12 protein-coding genes are annotated in these 14,883 nt (G+C 43.8%); 11 read left to right on the forward strand and 1 reads right to left on the reverse strand.

Translation table 11 applies throughout. From position 1 onward, the window contains the following. Positions 1-91: 91 nt before the first annotated feature. Positions 92-4,573, reverse strand: a complete 4,482-nt coding sequence (locus MKX60_RS10755) for a S8 family serine peptidase (RefSeq protein ID WP_341059754.1) — start codon at positions 4,571-4,573, stop codon at positions 92-94. Positions 4,574-4,857: 284 nt separating this feature from the next. Here MKX60_RS10755 and MKX60_RS10760 point away from each other — a divergent pair, with 284 nt between their 5' ends. From MKX60_RS10760 to mtaB, 11 genes are all read left to right on the forward strand, one after another. Continuing rightward, the gene (locus tag MKX60_RS10760; RefSeq protein WP_042190997.1) at positions 4,858-5,217 is read left to right on the forward strand and encodes a hypothetical protein; all 360 of its coding nucleotides are present in this window, start codon (positions 4,858-4,860) and stop codon (positions 5,215-5,217) included. A 39-nt stretch (positions 5,218-5,256) separates the two neighbouring features. Further along, complete coding sequence (locus tag MKX60_RS10765; RefSeq protein WP_042130382.1) at positions 5,257-5,436, forward strand: YfhD family protein; 180 nt, start codon at positions 5,257-5,259, stop codon at positions 5,434-5,436. Positions 5,437-5,529: 93 nt separating this feature from the next. Continuing rightward, entirely contained in the window at positions 5,530-5,904 is a 375-nt protein-coding gene (locus MKX60_RS10770; protein WP_076284806.1) for a hypothetical protein, read from the forward strand. A 363-nt stretch (positions 5,905-6,267) separates the two neighbouring features. Then, on the forward strand, positions 6,268-7,179 hold the full coding sequence (locus MKX60_RS10775) for a methyl-accepting chemotaxis protein (RefSeq protein WP_076284805.1): 912 nt from the start codon (positions 6,268-6,270) through the stop codon (positions 7,177-7,179). Positions 7,180-7,376: 197 nt separating this feature from the next. After that, positions 7,377-7,937 carry an RNA polymerase sigma factor gene (locus MKX60_RS10780; RefSeq protein ID WP_076284804.1) on the forward strand — a complete coding sequence of 187 codons (561 nt, stop codon included), beginning with the start codon at positions 7,377-7,379 and terminating at the stop codon, positions 7,935-7,937. Then, positions 7,897-9,573 carry a DUF4179 domain-containing protein gene (locus MKX60_RS10785; RefSeq protein ID WP_341059755.1) on the forward strand — a complete coding sequence of 559 codons (1,677 nt, stop codon included), beginning with the start codon at positions 7,897-7,899 and terminating at the stop codon, positions 9,571-9,573. Before MKX60_RS10780 ends, MKX60_RS10785 begins: the two co-directional genes overlap by 41 nt. Before the next feature lie 136 nt (positions 9,574-9,709). After that, positions 9,710-10,288, forward strand: a complete 579-nt coding sequence (locus tag MKX60_RS10790) for a DNA-3-methyladenine glycosylase I (protein ID WP_042190988.1) — start codon at positions 9,710-9,712, stop codon at positions 10,286-10,288. 190 nt (positions 10,289-10,478) lie between these two features. Then, on the forward strand, positions 10,479-11,534 hold the full coding sequence (prmA, locus tag MKX60_RS10795) for a 50S ribosomal protein L11 methyltransferase (RefSeq protein ID WP_076299675.1): 1,056 nt from the start codon (positions 10,479-10,481) through the stop codon (positions 11,532-11,534). Between the two features lie 2 nt (positions 11,535-11,536). Continuing rightward, a complete protein-coding gene (locus tag MKX60_RS10800; RefSeq protein WP_076284800.1) occupies positions 11,537-12,220 on the forward strand; it encodes a site-2 protease family protein in 684 nt (227 codons plus the stop codon). A gap of 278 nt (positions 12,221-12,498) precedes the next feature. Further along, positions 12,499-13,263 (forward strand): RsmE family RNA methyltransferase, encoded by a 765-nt coding sequence (locus MKX60_RS10805; protein WP_042190982.1) that lies wholly within the window; start codon positions 12,499-12,501, stop codon positions 13,261-13,263. Between the two features lie 3 nt (positions 13,264-13,266). Beyond that, positions 13,267-14,610 carry a tRNA (N(6)-L-threonylcarbamoyladenosine(37)-C(2))-methylthiotransferase MtaB gene (mtaB, locus tag MKX60_RS10810; RefSeq protein ID WP_076284798.1) on the forward strand — a complete coding sequence of 448 codons (1,344 nt, stop codon included), beginning with the start codon at positions 13,267-13,269 and terminating at the stop codon, positions 14,608-14,610. Positions 14,611-14,883 lie beyond the last annotated feature (273 nt).

Raw genomic sequence — 14,883 nt, forward strand, 5'->3', positions numbered from 1 at the left:
GTCCGATGACTGCCTCGGAAACGCAAATGTGACTTATAGACGAAAAAGCCCCAGCAGTCATTGGCTGCTGGGGCTTTCTTTTAAAGTGCAACTAGATGTTGTTCGAAGAACGTAGGTCCTCAAGCACACGGCTCAGAATTGTTGCTGCTTGTGCACGAGTCAGTGTACCTTGTGGATTGAAGCTGTCCGCAGTAACACCTTTGAGATAACCTTTGGTTACAGCATAGGCTACAGCGTTGCGTGCCTCCGCAGCGATGTTATCCGCATCCTTAAAGCTTAAAGGTGTCTTGGCTACTGTAAGATCAGCACCAAGAGCCTTAGCGATGATAAGAGCTGCTTCCTCGCGAGTCAGCACATCACGAGATCCACTTTCTTTGATGCGAGTACTCCAAGTGTCACCTTTTCCAAGTAGACGGTCGAAGAGCGTTAGAAGCTCTGCCTGATTTAAAGTGTCAGCAGGTTTAAAGCTGCCATCGGCTCCTTTGCCGGCAATGATACCATGTGAAGCAAGGATTTCGATATCGGTTTGAGCCCAGTGTGTGCCAATATCTTTAAAGCTTATTTTTCGGGATGCTGCACTGTAAGAACCGTCACCAGTAACGTTAAACTGTAGAATCCCTTCTTTAGAGATAGAACCAGGTAGTAGATAGGACCATTTATGATCCTTTGATTCTACATAAGCGGCAGTCTTTCGTGCATCATGAAGACTGCTGGCTTTTAGATTAAGCTGAAGGATGATCGGCTTTCCGGTTGTCCAACCATTTTTGATAGTGAGAATGGAAGAACCGATATTTATTGCTGCTGAGCTACCTGCTAAAACTGCTGTGTTGCCTACATCTGTTAGGCTAATCGTAAGGGTCAAGCCGTTGCTGTTGATGAAATCCGGAAGAGTCGCCGCTGGAATAAGTACATTGAACCCACTACCGTTTAGGCGGAGTGCATACTCTGATTTCTTTAACTGCTCGGCTTGGGCCGGGGTAAGAGAAATAACAACTTGGCTATATTTATTGAAGCTTACATCGCTAAGATCAAGAACAGAAGTTTTATCTTTTGCATTCTGGATCGAATTGGCTAATGCAGTGTCTAAGATGTTGAACACCGCTGAAGGCTTGCCACCTGCTGGATCTGCAGTCTCTACTAGCTTCCCAGATTTCAATGCGATTCCAGAAGCAGGAGCACTGGTTGCTGTAGGTACATATGAATCAGTTGATGGAGTTGGTGTTGGCTTCGGTGTTTCAGGTGTCTTAACACTTACGCTTACCGTTCTCACACCAGATGGGATTGTTGATGTTGTAGCATCATTCCAGATCTGCACATCATACAGCTCGAGGGAATAGGCTCCTTCTACTGTAGGTTTGAAGGTTATTTTACCTAGTGAGCCAGAGCCGTGATAAGCACCACCTGACAGATTGACGCTATACTGTGTCAGTTTGCGGCCGTCTTCTAGATCATAGGTTTGTGAGAATTCTGTAAGTGGAATACCTGAGAAATTCTCCTCTTGATACGTAGCCAGTTGTACACTTGGCTGGATTACCGGTGTTTCAAGGGAATCGTCGTAAATGACAGCGAATGAAGCCCCATAGACGCCATAAACCTCATCAGTCACGGAATACCCTAGATCAACGGTTACCGGTTGTCCCACTTCAATGGTGGCCGCAGATAGAGACGGAGTTACATTGAAAATACCATCTCCTGTGCTATAAAGCAGTCGCTGAGCATAATCATCGTCGTCCGCGCCGTTACCTACTTTATCAACCACATAGATTTTGTACTCATTAAGCCCCTCGTTAACAGGAACGTCAATGGAAAAAGCACCATTACTTGCAATTACTCCACCGAATTTATAAGTATTCCCATCATAATGTTTACCTTCGGCGTACACGGTAAACCAATTTCCAATAGGTTGTGTATTAGAAATATAATAGGCCATTAGGTCATCATCAATAAAACCGCTGATTTGAGCCGCACCAGGATCGGTTGGCGCTTCACGTTCATACTCCTCAAGTGTGATGCCGGAAACTAATGGCTTCTCGGTATCAATTGTGAACTCGGTCTTTTGTTTCTCGAGCAGTTGCCCATTAGGAAGCACAGGAGTGATGTAGTAATGACCATCTGCTAAAGTGGACTTGGCGGAGGTCTCCAGGTCTGTTAACGTTCCATCCCAATTTGTAATCTCGTACACGCCACGATAGACCTTTTCATCGATAGAATAAACTTCACCTAAAACTGTCGCAGGAGCATCTATTGGAGAGGCTACGAAACTTATGCCATCCAGTTCTTCATTGACAGAGAAGGTAAAGGTGGTGTCGTCTGAGCGTCCATCCCCATTAGGAGAAATCTGTGGACTTTCAAAAGAAAGCTGATTAACAGGCTCTAAGTTGAATTTATCGCCGACAAGTGCATTAAAGGGAAGACGAAGAGTTTCAGTATCAGAGGTTAGGAACAGGATCCCTTCATATGCACCCTCTTTTGCGGTGTCAGATACCTTTAGTGTAAATTGTGTATATTGATCTACACCTGAGGTAACGCTGTTTGGTGCAATATTAATACTAATGTCATCAGGCACTTCTGTAAGCCATTTGGTGGATAGAGTATAGGTTGATCCATTCTTATTAAAATCTTCCACATAGACTGATTTCGTTACACTAGCTCCCTTTGAGAGCAAGCCAAAGGATAAGGAACCTGTGTAATAAGGGATTTCTACAGTCCCAGGTAGGCCGCTAATTAAGCTCTCTCCGACTTTAGCGATAGATTCAGCTTTTGCTGATTTCTCCAAATTAATTAATCCGGCACCTTGTTGATATAGTGAGTAAGCATCCCCATCACGGTTAAAAATAGGATCCGCATTGTTCATCAGCAGTGCTTTAATTTCATTTGGCTTAAGATCAGAGTTTTCACTCAGTAGCAAAGCTACAGCTCCTACAACATGTGGGGTTGCCATGCTTGTACCGCTTTTTAAGCCATAAGCATGTTCGTAATCATCATTCCAGCTAGGAATTGTGGAGTTGATATTGACCCCTGGTGCAACAACGTCAGGTTTGATTAGATAATCAGGCATCCCCGGACCCATAGAGCTGAAGTTTGCTAACTGATTGACTTCAAGCCCTATATAGTAACTGATAATATCTTTAGCAGCATCCAATTGAGCTTTTATCTTTTTCCCATCTGCTTGAGAAATTCCGTAGGTAGGAATGTAATTCCCAGGCGCACCAAGGGTGGGACTGATTTCACCAGCAGCATTATTGGCAATTAGGACAAGCTTGGCTCCAGCTGCTTTGGCATTTAGAGATTTATCTCCGAAGCTCAGCACACCACGATCGACGAGGACTACCTTATCTTTGACGTCCAAATTTGTGTAATCGGAAGTACCTCCAAGACCAGCATAAACGATCTTACTGCCAGCAGTATTATCAACTAAATTTGGGGAGTAAGTTGCTAATATCCCTGGAATTTTTTTAACATCGCCAATATTAAAGAATGGGGTATTCACTGGGGTAGTAGAAGCACCTACACTAAGTGCGAGTTGAGATCCAGCAGGTTCGCCCAATGTTCCTACATCCGGTCCAGCGTTACCGGCAGCAACAACAACATTCACGCCCGACTTTATGGCGTTGTCTATCGCGATTGAACTTGCGGAATAGCTTTGGTTGACATCAGAGCCCAGGGAGAGGTTAATTATATCGGCTCCATCAGCGACCGCTTTCTCAATACCCGCGATTACAACCGCTGTTGGACCGGAACCGTAAGGGCCAAGTACGCGATACGCGTACAAATCCACCTCAGGTGCAACATCCAATATTGTACCGGCTACATGAGTGCCATGTGAGGTTTCATATGGGCTACCATTTTTTGGAGGAAAGTTGGCATCAGGAGGTGTTTCTGACGGATCATTATCCTGATCATAGGCATCGTAACCGCCCTTATAATTATTCTTTAATAAAGGGTGCTCTTTATCGATGCCGGTATCTACAACCGCTACCTGTACCCCTTCTCCTGTGTAACCTAATGCATGTAGTGTATCCGCACCTATAAGATTGCCACTGTCCGAATAAGAACGCGTAACAGGCAAAGTCGCTACCTCAACACTGTCTGCTAACGCATGTACTTCATCATTTGGATAAACAGCTGCAACGCCCGGAAGCTCTAACAGCTTGTTTACTTGATTGGCTGGCAGAGTAATGGAATATCCGTTAAAAATTTCACTGTATTCAAAACCGATGTCGGCATCGATTTTCTGCGCTGAGGAAATAAAGCTTTTATGCTCCAAGATAATTTTACTGCGTTGTAAGGAGACTGAGGATCGTAAAGAAGAAGTTTTAGCCTCATTTTCATACACACTGACTGGTTTATTAGTTAATTCCACGATCACGGATACTGGTGCTGAACCTTTGAGCACACCCGCGTAGTTATGAGGGGTCACACTTTGAGACTGTACATTATTAGCTAGGTTAGTTGATGTTTCAAGGGATGAGTTCGCAAATGCAGCGGATGGAAAAAGGACAGAAACAGCCAGTCCGAAGCTCGCCGCCCCAATACCAAATTTTTGAATAGAGTGTTTAAAGGTACGTTTCAAATAAGTTCATCCTCCCAAATGAATTTTTATATTGCAGTGTGTATCTGTAGTTCTCCTCCTCAGCGTAAAATGTAAAAAATTATGAAAATTAAATTTATTCTACAGCTATAACTTCAAATCGAATATACAACTTTAGCACTATATTGCAGGGAAGCGTCGAGGAAAATGTCGAATTCCCAGTAAATAAGTGGAGTATGAGAAAAAAAGGGCATAAAAGAAGTGAAATGAAGACAATATAAAGGAATGCAACAGATATCTGAATTTCAAGCGAGAGCGGGGATAAGATGTCGGAAAGATCTATTTTGGCTTATTTTAAAAGTCCTGAAGAAGCGGAGGGTGTTGCTCGTAAGCTACGTGCACTTCGGGCCATTGAAATTTCCGTTGATCGCTTCAGTAGATATGGAGGCACGAGCTTTAGCTCAGGGGTAAACCCAGTGACAGGCAATGTTGCCAGAATGGATTCCATGACTGCTGAGCGTGCACACACAGGCATACTAGCTGCTGCTGATACCAGCGCCAGTGGGATGAGTCATGGCGGAGATGGAGGACCGACGGGTAGAGATATTTTACTTACGGTGATCTTGAATTCGGAGTCCCATGATCAGGCATTACGCTTAATTGAAGAAGCAGGCGGGATGATTTGAATAATAATTTTCTTAATAAGAAGGGAGATGATCGATACTATGGATAGAGAGAACTCGCAAATATTCTCAAAGACCGAGAAGATGAAAATGCTGTACGAGGCGAAAGCAGAGGATGTAGAGTTTTCAGCAGCGGAGGCAGATCTGGAGGATATCGAAGCCCAGGCCCGGGCTCTAGAAGCAGACAAACGTCAGCTGCATGAAATTATGAAAAAAGAATAGATGCTAAAAGCTAGGGCAGATACCTCACATTGTGGGGTATTTTTGCGTTCTGATGTGTATAATTAGGAGAATAACCCAAGCTGGAGGGGAAATATGGATAACGTTATTTTATGGATAGGTTTAGCGCTACTTATCGCATTCTTAACTTTTATGAATCAGAAGCAACTGTACTCTTCAAAAGTAAAACAGGCCTACCGTGAGCTGCGGGAGCTGACTGAAAAAGTTCGGCTGGAACGATCTGAGGCAAGCGATTTATACCGTTGGGAATTAGAATTAGCGGAGATGGAGAAACACCCGAACGAACTTAATAAACTGGATGCTGAGATTGGGGTTCGCCAGGCGTTTGTGATGTATTTGGAACGGCATTGTCCTTTGGATGTAAGACTTCCAAGTTTAAAGGAGGCTGCGTCCTATCAGAAGGATTCGGTATGGGGAATTAAGATCGGAGATTACGGATCCAAGAAATAAGGAAATGTACATATAAGAGGCTATGTTTGCTGGACCGATTGGTATGTGCATTTTGCAAGAGACAAATTAGTATTAATAGGAATGGGTTCGAACCCTGGCTGGAATTACGGCTGGGGTTTTCCAAATTTATCATCACTTAAAAGTATCTCGATATTACTTGCCCCTCGTCAGAAATCGGCGTATAAACATCCGGGATGAAAGCTGGACTCTACCGAACGTTGGTGGGGTTATTTTTATTACGAATTAGATGCATTTTAATGAAAATCATGTATTTCTCTCTGCGCAATAAGAGCGTATAATTGTTCAGATATACTTCATGATGACGCGACGAGTAACTTATAGATATCCAGGAGGAATTATTATATGGGAATGGTACACTCTCAGGGAGTTACCGATGAGCTTGTTGTCCGATCTTTAGAAAAAAATTTAGCGATTATAAGGTTTGATCTTGAGCGACGAGTGGCTTATGTGAATGACGTTTTTGCTAGTTCGATGGGGTATAACAAAGAAGAGATGTATGGTATGCATCATAAAGAGTTTTGCTTTCCTCACTTTGTAAATAGCCCGGGCTATGAGCTGTTCTGGCAGGATCTTTTTTCAGGAAAAAGTGTCCAGGATAAGATCGAACGAATGGATGCAAAAGGAAATGCGGTATGGCTGGAAGCTACATATATGCCTGTCTTTGATGAAAATAATGAACAGGTCATTGGCGTATCTAAGATAGCGACTAATATCACGGATCGACAAAATAACATGAGTGTTGTAGTACAGCGGATGCAAGAGATGTCGGACAGCTTAAATCATAGAGCCGAGAAAGGCATTGAACGTAGTCAAGAACTATTGCTGAGTATCGATAAAATAGCCGAAGTATCCATTGAAAATACACAGACTCTAGCTAATCTGGAGACACAAGCGGTATCGATTCAGGGAATTGTACAAACTATTCGTAACATTGCTTCGCAAACGCAACTGTTAGCGCTTAATGCAGCAATTGAAGCGGCACATGCCGGGGAGTTTGGGCGTGGTTTTGACGTGGTTGCAAAAGAAGTTAGGAAGCTATCTTCCATGGTGCAGGATTCGATCATTCAAGTGAAAGATAGTGTGGATGCCATTACGCTGGAAATCAATAAGATCTCCAAAGGAACAAACCAGGTGCAAGAAAATATAGAAGCTAGTCAACAGCAGATTCAAATAGCCTTAGATGATTTCAATAATATCTCTTCCTCAGCCCAGGATTTAGATACACAAGCACGAGAGGTTATGAATATCATTTAATTTCTGTATGCTGTTAGCGTGAATATAAAGGAAAGCCAGTTCTCAGATTTATGGGGAGTGGCTTTTTGTGTTGCGAGTATAATTGCTATCTTTCATCTGTTATTACTAGCATCTATAGTTTATGCTCAGAAAAACGAACCTTTTCCAGAGATTGGTTGTCATATAGATATCACGGATAAGAAAGGAGGGAGAAAGATTTGCAGACTAATCGGGAATTATTCGAAGCCTACAACAAGGATGTATATCGGACCTGCTACTATATGGTGCATGACGCGGCGGATGCGGAGGACTTGACGCAGGATGTGTTCATTACCGTATTTCACACGAATCGTGAGAACGTAGAGCATTTGAAGGCTTGGATTATGAAAATAACAGTCAACCATTGCCTGAATCATTTGAAACGGAAGCGTACTTTACAACAAAAAATATCAGATAATCTTTATTTATTTAAGAAGTCTCCTGAAATCCCTGTAGAACGATTGATTGAGCAGCGGGAGACGACAATGGAATGGGCGAAATATTTGAGCCAGCTCCCAGTCAAACTTCGGATGGTGATTACGCTTAGGTACATGCATGATTTCAGCTTGGCTGAAGTATCGGACCTGCTATCCATCCCGCTCGGGACGACCAAATCAAGGCTGCATAAAGGGCTAAAGGTATTGCGGAGAATTTTGCTGGAGGCTGGGGTTCAAATTGAACGGAAAGAGGGCGAATCTTATGAAAAAGTTGGAGAATATGCTGGAGCATCAGTTAAATGAGGGTCAAAGTGTAACATATCCTGATTTTGAGCGCATGTGGGAGAGAATTGAACATAAAAATACAACATCTTTTCACACTCGGATGAGCAGTGGTAGCCAGAAACAGGGGAGAAACTGGAGCAAAATAGCACTTGTTTCATCGTTTTCATTACTTCTAGCGGCGGCGCCAGTATATGCGGCAGTTCATTATAATTGGGATACAATGCTCCGTGAAAAAGGTGGTATTCAGGCGGCACTGGCACAAAACCTCGGTCAAAAGCTGGATCAATCGGTGACAAAGGACGGAGTGACGCTAAAGCTACATACCGCCATCGTGGATGAGAATCGAACGGTCATCTTATTCACATTGGATGTTGGACAACGACAGGACAGTGAAACTTGGCGTGTGACTGAGATGACCCTGAAAGGTACTGAGGGGAGAAATAGTTCTGGAGAGTACAATTATCTGAACTGGGACGAAAAGAACCGAATTTATAACGGTTATTTCGAAAGTGAATGGACACCAGAGAAGGACACCGTGAATGTTCAGCTAGTTACAAATGATATTCAAGCTTTTAGTGAACAGTCGTTAGATTTGCCGCTGGATATTCACTCGACGGAGACACAGAGCTTCCCTATTGGACAGGAGGGGATGCGCAGCATAGAGGTGAAGCCGTTTACCCAAGGTCAAGAGAAAATGTTATTCTCTTCAGCGATCATTTTTGATCAGCCAGAAGCAAAAGAATGGGCCTATCCAAATATTGTCGGGTACAAAAATGGAACGCTCATAAATTCGCTGCCTGGAGGTACTTTCGGTACACCAGGAGAAAAAGGGGAGTATACAGCGCAGCAATACTTTAAGGCGGAGGATGTTTCCGGTGGTCAAACGACTTATCAGCTGCAATATATGAAGAAAGAAAAAGATGTTAATGGACCACTTTCATTCGATCTTCAATTAAGTAAAAAGCAGATGGAGAGCGGGACGATAAAAACCAGTCTAAATCTGCCGCTCGAGGCAGGTGAGACTGATTACACGCTGGAGAATATGGTTGTGTCGCCTACTCAAATTCGAGTCACAGTTAGAAGTAAGGATATAGACAATGGCTTCCCTTATAAAAAGTATGCTCTTGAAGTAGCAGGCAAGACGCTTGAGGGGAATTTATGGAGATCTCCAGAGGGTGAGCCGGAGCTGACAGTGCTTCGTTTCGAACGGCCAGTCGACCTTGAAATCACGAAAGAGACTCCGATTACCTTTGTAGCTAAATATAAGGTGACTCAGCATGGCAGCTATAAAATTACCAATAATAATGATGACAAAATACCGCTTCTTTTAACGAACATCTCTCAAAAGAAACAGACGATTATCCAGCAACTCAACGGGTATCCGGTGAAGTGGACATACTATATGCAGGGATCCGATCTTTATGTAGAAACTGGAAGTGAAGATGCTCGCTTCGGTGGAATTAACCAGACACATATTGGGTTGGGTAAGGAGCGCATCCTAGGTAAACCGCTAACCGTCAATTTCGCGGGGGATGGAAACAACAAGGCCATTGATGTGTATAAGGATTTTAAAGGTACAGAAGCTACTATCTATATGTTCTACTATACAACTGATGATCCGGATAAAGAAACGAGAGTGCAGATCCGGTTATAAGAGTTAGAAGAAGCATAATTAAAGGAAATAGAATAACTTTTTTAGGGGATGAACCTTGTGTTCTTCCCTTTTTTTCGTATACAGTGAGTAGACGTTGTAAAGGTTTAGCTATGAATAATTAAAGGGGGAGGAAATGATGGAAGTAACTCGCTGTGCTTGGGTCAATGATGATCCTCTATATATTGCCTATCATGATGAAGAGTGGGGAAAGCCTCTATATGGTGACCAAAAGCTGTTTGAATTGCTTATGCTGGAAGGGATGCAGGCAGGGCTGAGCTGGTACACGGTACTAAAAAAACGGGCGCGTTTCAGAGAGGTATTTGACGGATTTGATCCGAATAAGATTGTCCATTATGATGAAGCCAAAATGGCAGAGCTAATGAGTGATCCAGGGATTATTAGAAATCGATTGAAAATTGATGCTATCATTCGTAATGCGGGTGTGTATTTGCAAATTTGCGAGGAATATGGCAGCTTTGCAGAGTATCTCTGGAGCTTTGTCGGAGGTGTGCCAACTATTAATCATTGGAAGACTCGTGCAGATGTACCTGCTTCGACGGCTCAGTCTGATGAGATGAGTAAGGCATTAAAGAAGAAAGGCATGAAGTTTGTGGGTACTACAATATGCTATGCTTTTATGCAGGCATCGGGGATGGTGGATGATCATTCGCTCAACTGCTTTTGTAGGCGTAAAGAGGACGTCGCAGGTCGTTGAGCTGTAGTTTGGCGTTACACCAATAAGAAATGTTATACTATGAAGCGAATGCTTTCGAAGCGAGTTTTGCACGAAGTAAACCAATGAAGCAAATGCTCACAAAACTAAGCCTATGCTTTCGAAGCGAGTTTTGCACGAAGTAAATCAATGAAGCAAATGCTCACAAAACTTTTAGGAGGATTACATAAAGATGTTATGGCATGAAGTGACGATACATACAACAGAAGAAGCACAGGAAATGATTTCGAATTTTTTATATGAAGCTGGTGCGGGTGGGGTTTCTATCGAGGAATCCGGCACACTGAATAAAGAACGGGATACACGTTACGGTGAATTGTACGACCAACCTTTGAATGATATTCCTGAAGGGGAAGCGGTCATAAAAGGGTATTATGCCGATTCCACAGATATGGATGCTGTTATAGAAGAATTGACTCCACGGGTAGCCGAATTGCATGAGTACGGGATTGATCCAGGCAAAGCGTTGATTTCTTGGAAGACTGTGGATGAAGACGAATGGGCGCATGCTTGGAAGCAATATTTCAAACCGCTACGCGTATCCAAACGTCTTACCATTAAACCAACCTGGGAGGAATATACGCCTGAGAGTCCAGATGAAGCCATCATTGAGATCGACCCTGGCATGGCATTTGGTACTGGGACTCACCCTACAACAGCTTTGTGCCTCCGTGCACTTGAAAAGAATATTAGCGGCGGTGAAGAAGTTATCGATGTCGGCACCGGTTCAGGAATTCTGGCTGTAGGTGCGATGCTGCTAGGTGCAAAATCCGTATTGGCCTTAGATTTAGATCCGGTGGCTGTGGAAAGTGCACGGGAGAATGTAGCTCTTAACAAGCTTGAATCATCCATAACGGTAAAAGAGAGCGATCTTCTATCGCTGCTGGGCGGGGAAGGCGTAGCTGATACAGCGGCTGGAGAGATGTGGCCATCCGCTAGACCTGGTCACTCACTAGAAGGAGCCGTTCCTGCTAAGCAAGAGCAAGAAGGCAGCCTTGGCGTGACATTGCCTGTACAAATTGTAGTTGCGAATATTTTGGCGGAAATCATCGTATTATTTACGGATGATGTGTACCGCGCGCTTCAGCCTGGAGGCCTCTACATTACCTCAGGTATATATAAAGATAAAGAAGGACTTGTAGCGAACGCGCTGAAAGCGTCTGGTTTTGAGATTATTGAAATATCCCGTGAGGAAGATTGGGTGGCGTTTACAGCCGGAAAGAGGTAAAGATGGATATATTACAAAATATAATTCGAGTAGATTTAGATCAGCTTCCTTTCCTGCTCATTACAATTTTAATTGCTTTTACAGTACATGAATTCAGTCATGCATATTTCGCGAATAAGTTCGGTGACCCAACAGCAAGATTACTTGGCCGCATGACGCTTAATCCTGCTGTTCATTTCGATTTCTTTGGTATTTTGCTGCTGCTAGTTGCTGGCTTCGGTTGGGCACGTCCGGTTCCGGTAAACCGCGATAACTTTAGTCGTCCTCGTCTCATGGGAGTCATCGTGTCGGCTGCAGGACCAATCAGTAACCTGCTCTTAGGAATTATTGGTGCTATAATCTACGGTGCACTTGCGGCAACTGGAGTTTTGGAGACGATCTCGAATGATCGCGTGCTTGAGGCTGTAAATCGGTTCTTTGGCGCTTTCATTCAATGGAATTTCTTCTTGTTTCTATTCAACCTTATTCCGCTGCCGCCACTGGATGGTTATCGGATTGTGGAAGATATCGCCCCACGTTCGATCCGCGGCAAATTACAGCAATTTGAACAATGGGCTGTATTTCTCTTTTTATTGATATTGTTTATTCCCGGTCTACGGACGTATACGATTGACCCACTTGCCACGTGGGCTAGTGAAATGTCGATAACCTTTGTACAGCTGTCTCTAAGAATTTTTGGCAGCTAAGGCAAGGGATGAAGTCTGTTCAACCTTTGTCAAACATTGTATTATGTAATTTGATCAAAATTTGATAGTTAATTTTCATCTGACCGAACCTTATATTTCTTGAAGAAACGGGTGACGTCCTTATAAGGGCGACTAAGCCGTTTCTTCAAATATAAGAAAGTATAAGTATCACTCTATACTTTATGACTTATATTTTTCGACTAAACGCTTACCGTCCTTATAAGGACGCCGAAGGCGTTTATATTTGTTACTGAATTTATGAACAGGATGATGATGAGATGCAGCGATATTTCGTTACACCGGAGCAGTTTGGTGCGGATACCGTGAGAATTGATGGGGAAGATGCCCGTCATATCGCTAAAGTGATGCGTGGTAAGGCAGGGGACAAGCTTATTGTTAGCGATGGTGTTTCCCGTGAGGCATTAGTAGAGATTGCGCAGATTGAAATTGGGGAAGTCACTGTGAACATTCTGGAGTCCCTGGAGATGACGCATGAACCTCGAATTAAAATTACAGTCGCTCAGAGCTTGCCTAAAGCCGATAAGATGGAAACTGTCATTCAGAAGTGTACAGAGATTGGTGCTGTAGGCTTTGTTCCTTTTCTGTCAGAACGCACAATAGTGCAATACGACGAGCGTAAAGAAAGCAAACGACTGGATCGCTGGCGTAAAATTTGTAAGGAAGCTGCCGAACAGGCTCATCGGAACATCGTTCCGTCTGTAGGGTCACCGTTGTCCTGGAAACAGCTTTTGCAGACTTTTAGTGAATATGATGCTGTTTATTTCTGTTATGAAAAAGAGGAAGGCTTACAGCTTCGAAGCAGCGTCGCTCCATGGTTAGCATCGCTTTCGCCTCAGTCTGGCGGGAAAGTTATGGTTGTAGTAGGTCCTGAAGGAGGTTTTACTCCGGAGGAATGCCTCAAGGCAGAAGAAGCCGGAGCAGTATCCGTAGGACTAGGACGGCGAATTCTGCGCTGTGAGACAGCGGGCATGGTTGCCGCTGCTTGTATATTATATGAATCTGGAGAAATGGGAGGAGCTTAAGAGATGCCATCCGTAGCGTTTTATACTTTAGGTTGTAAAGTGAATTTCTATGATACCGAAGCCATTTGGCAGCTATTTAAAAATGAAGGTTACGAGCAGGTTGATTTCGAGGGTCCCGCCGATGTATATCTGATTAATACTTGTACAGTAACTAACACAGGTGACAAAAAAAGCCGTCAAATGATCCGACGTGCCGTGCGCCGTAATCCAGAGGCCATCGTAGCCGTAACAGGCTGCTACGCACAAACCTCTCCTGGGGAGATTCTAGATATTCCTGGAGTTGACCTTGTCATCGGTAACCAGGACCGCGATCAGATCATGACACATGTGAAGAATATTGAAGCCTCACGTCAGCCGGTCAATGCTGTGCGTAATATTATGAAGACACGTGAGTTCGAAGAGATGGATGTGCCGGGCTTTGCGGATCGGACGCGTGCTTTTATGAAGATTCAGGATGGTTGTAACAACTTCTGCACCTTCTGCATCATTCCATGGTCGCGTGGACTTTCTCGCAGCCGTGATCCAAAAAGCATCGTAGCTCAAGCGCATCAATTGGTAGAAGCAGGGTATAAGGAGTTTGTACTAACGGGTATTCATACCGGAGGTTACGGTGATGATCTTGATAATTACCGTCTTTCCGATTTACTGTGGGATCTAGATAAGGTAGATGGTCTGGAACGGGTGCGTATCAGTTCTATCGAAGCTAGTCAGATTGATGAGAAGCTGCTTGAGGTGCTGAACCGTTCCTCCAAAATGTGCCGTCATCTGCATATTCCGTTACAAGCCGGTCATAATGATGTGCTGAAAGTGATGCGCCGTAAATATACGACAGAAGAGTATTACGCCAAAATGCAATTGATCCGCCAGGCAATGCCAGATGTCGGGATTACCACTGACGTTATCGTTGGATTCCCGGGTGAGACTGATGAGATGTTCCGTGCCGGTTACGATTTCATGAAGGCTGTAAATTACTCGGAGATGCATGTATTCCCGTATTCCAAGCGGACAGGTACTCCTGCAGCGCGGATGGAGAATCAGATCGATGAGGAGATCAAAAATGTACGCGTGCAGGAGCTGATTGATCTATCCGAAGAAATGCAATTAGCATATGCCCGTAAGTTTGTAGGACAGACGCTAAGTGTGATTCCGGAAAGATCCGCTAAAGGAGCTCCGGGCCGCAATATCCAGCATGGATTCAGCGACAACTATTTGCAGGTCTTCTTTGATGGAGAGGATTCACTTCAAGGAGAACTTTGTGAGGTGAAGATCACCGAAGCTGGTGTGAACGAATGCCGAGGCGAATTGGTCGGGGTTAGTCAGAGCGGTCTTAAGCTGGCTGTTCGTTAAGGAATAGACGTTAGTTAAAAGACAGCAAAGGAGCAATTCTCCGTTAATGAAGAATTGCTCCTTTGTGTGTTTGGCGTTAGCTGAGAAATGCAACCGCATAGCAGAGGAATAGCTGCTACATGGGAGAGGCATTGCTCTCTCCTAATCTTGCGGTTTTCTATGGAGATACCAGCATACTTATTAGCCATTTGAGCATACTTTCGGACTCCAGGGACAATATTCTTGGAAAAGTGGTACATATATTAGCAGTGATTTTGTAAAGAAGCCCAAAAC

The sequence above is a fragment of the Paenibacillus sp. FSL R5-0914 genome (assembly GCF_038004525.1).
GTDB lineage: Bacteria > Bacillota > Bacilli > Paenibacillales > Paenibacillaceae > Paenibacillus_AQ.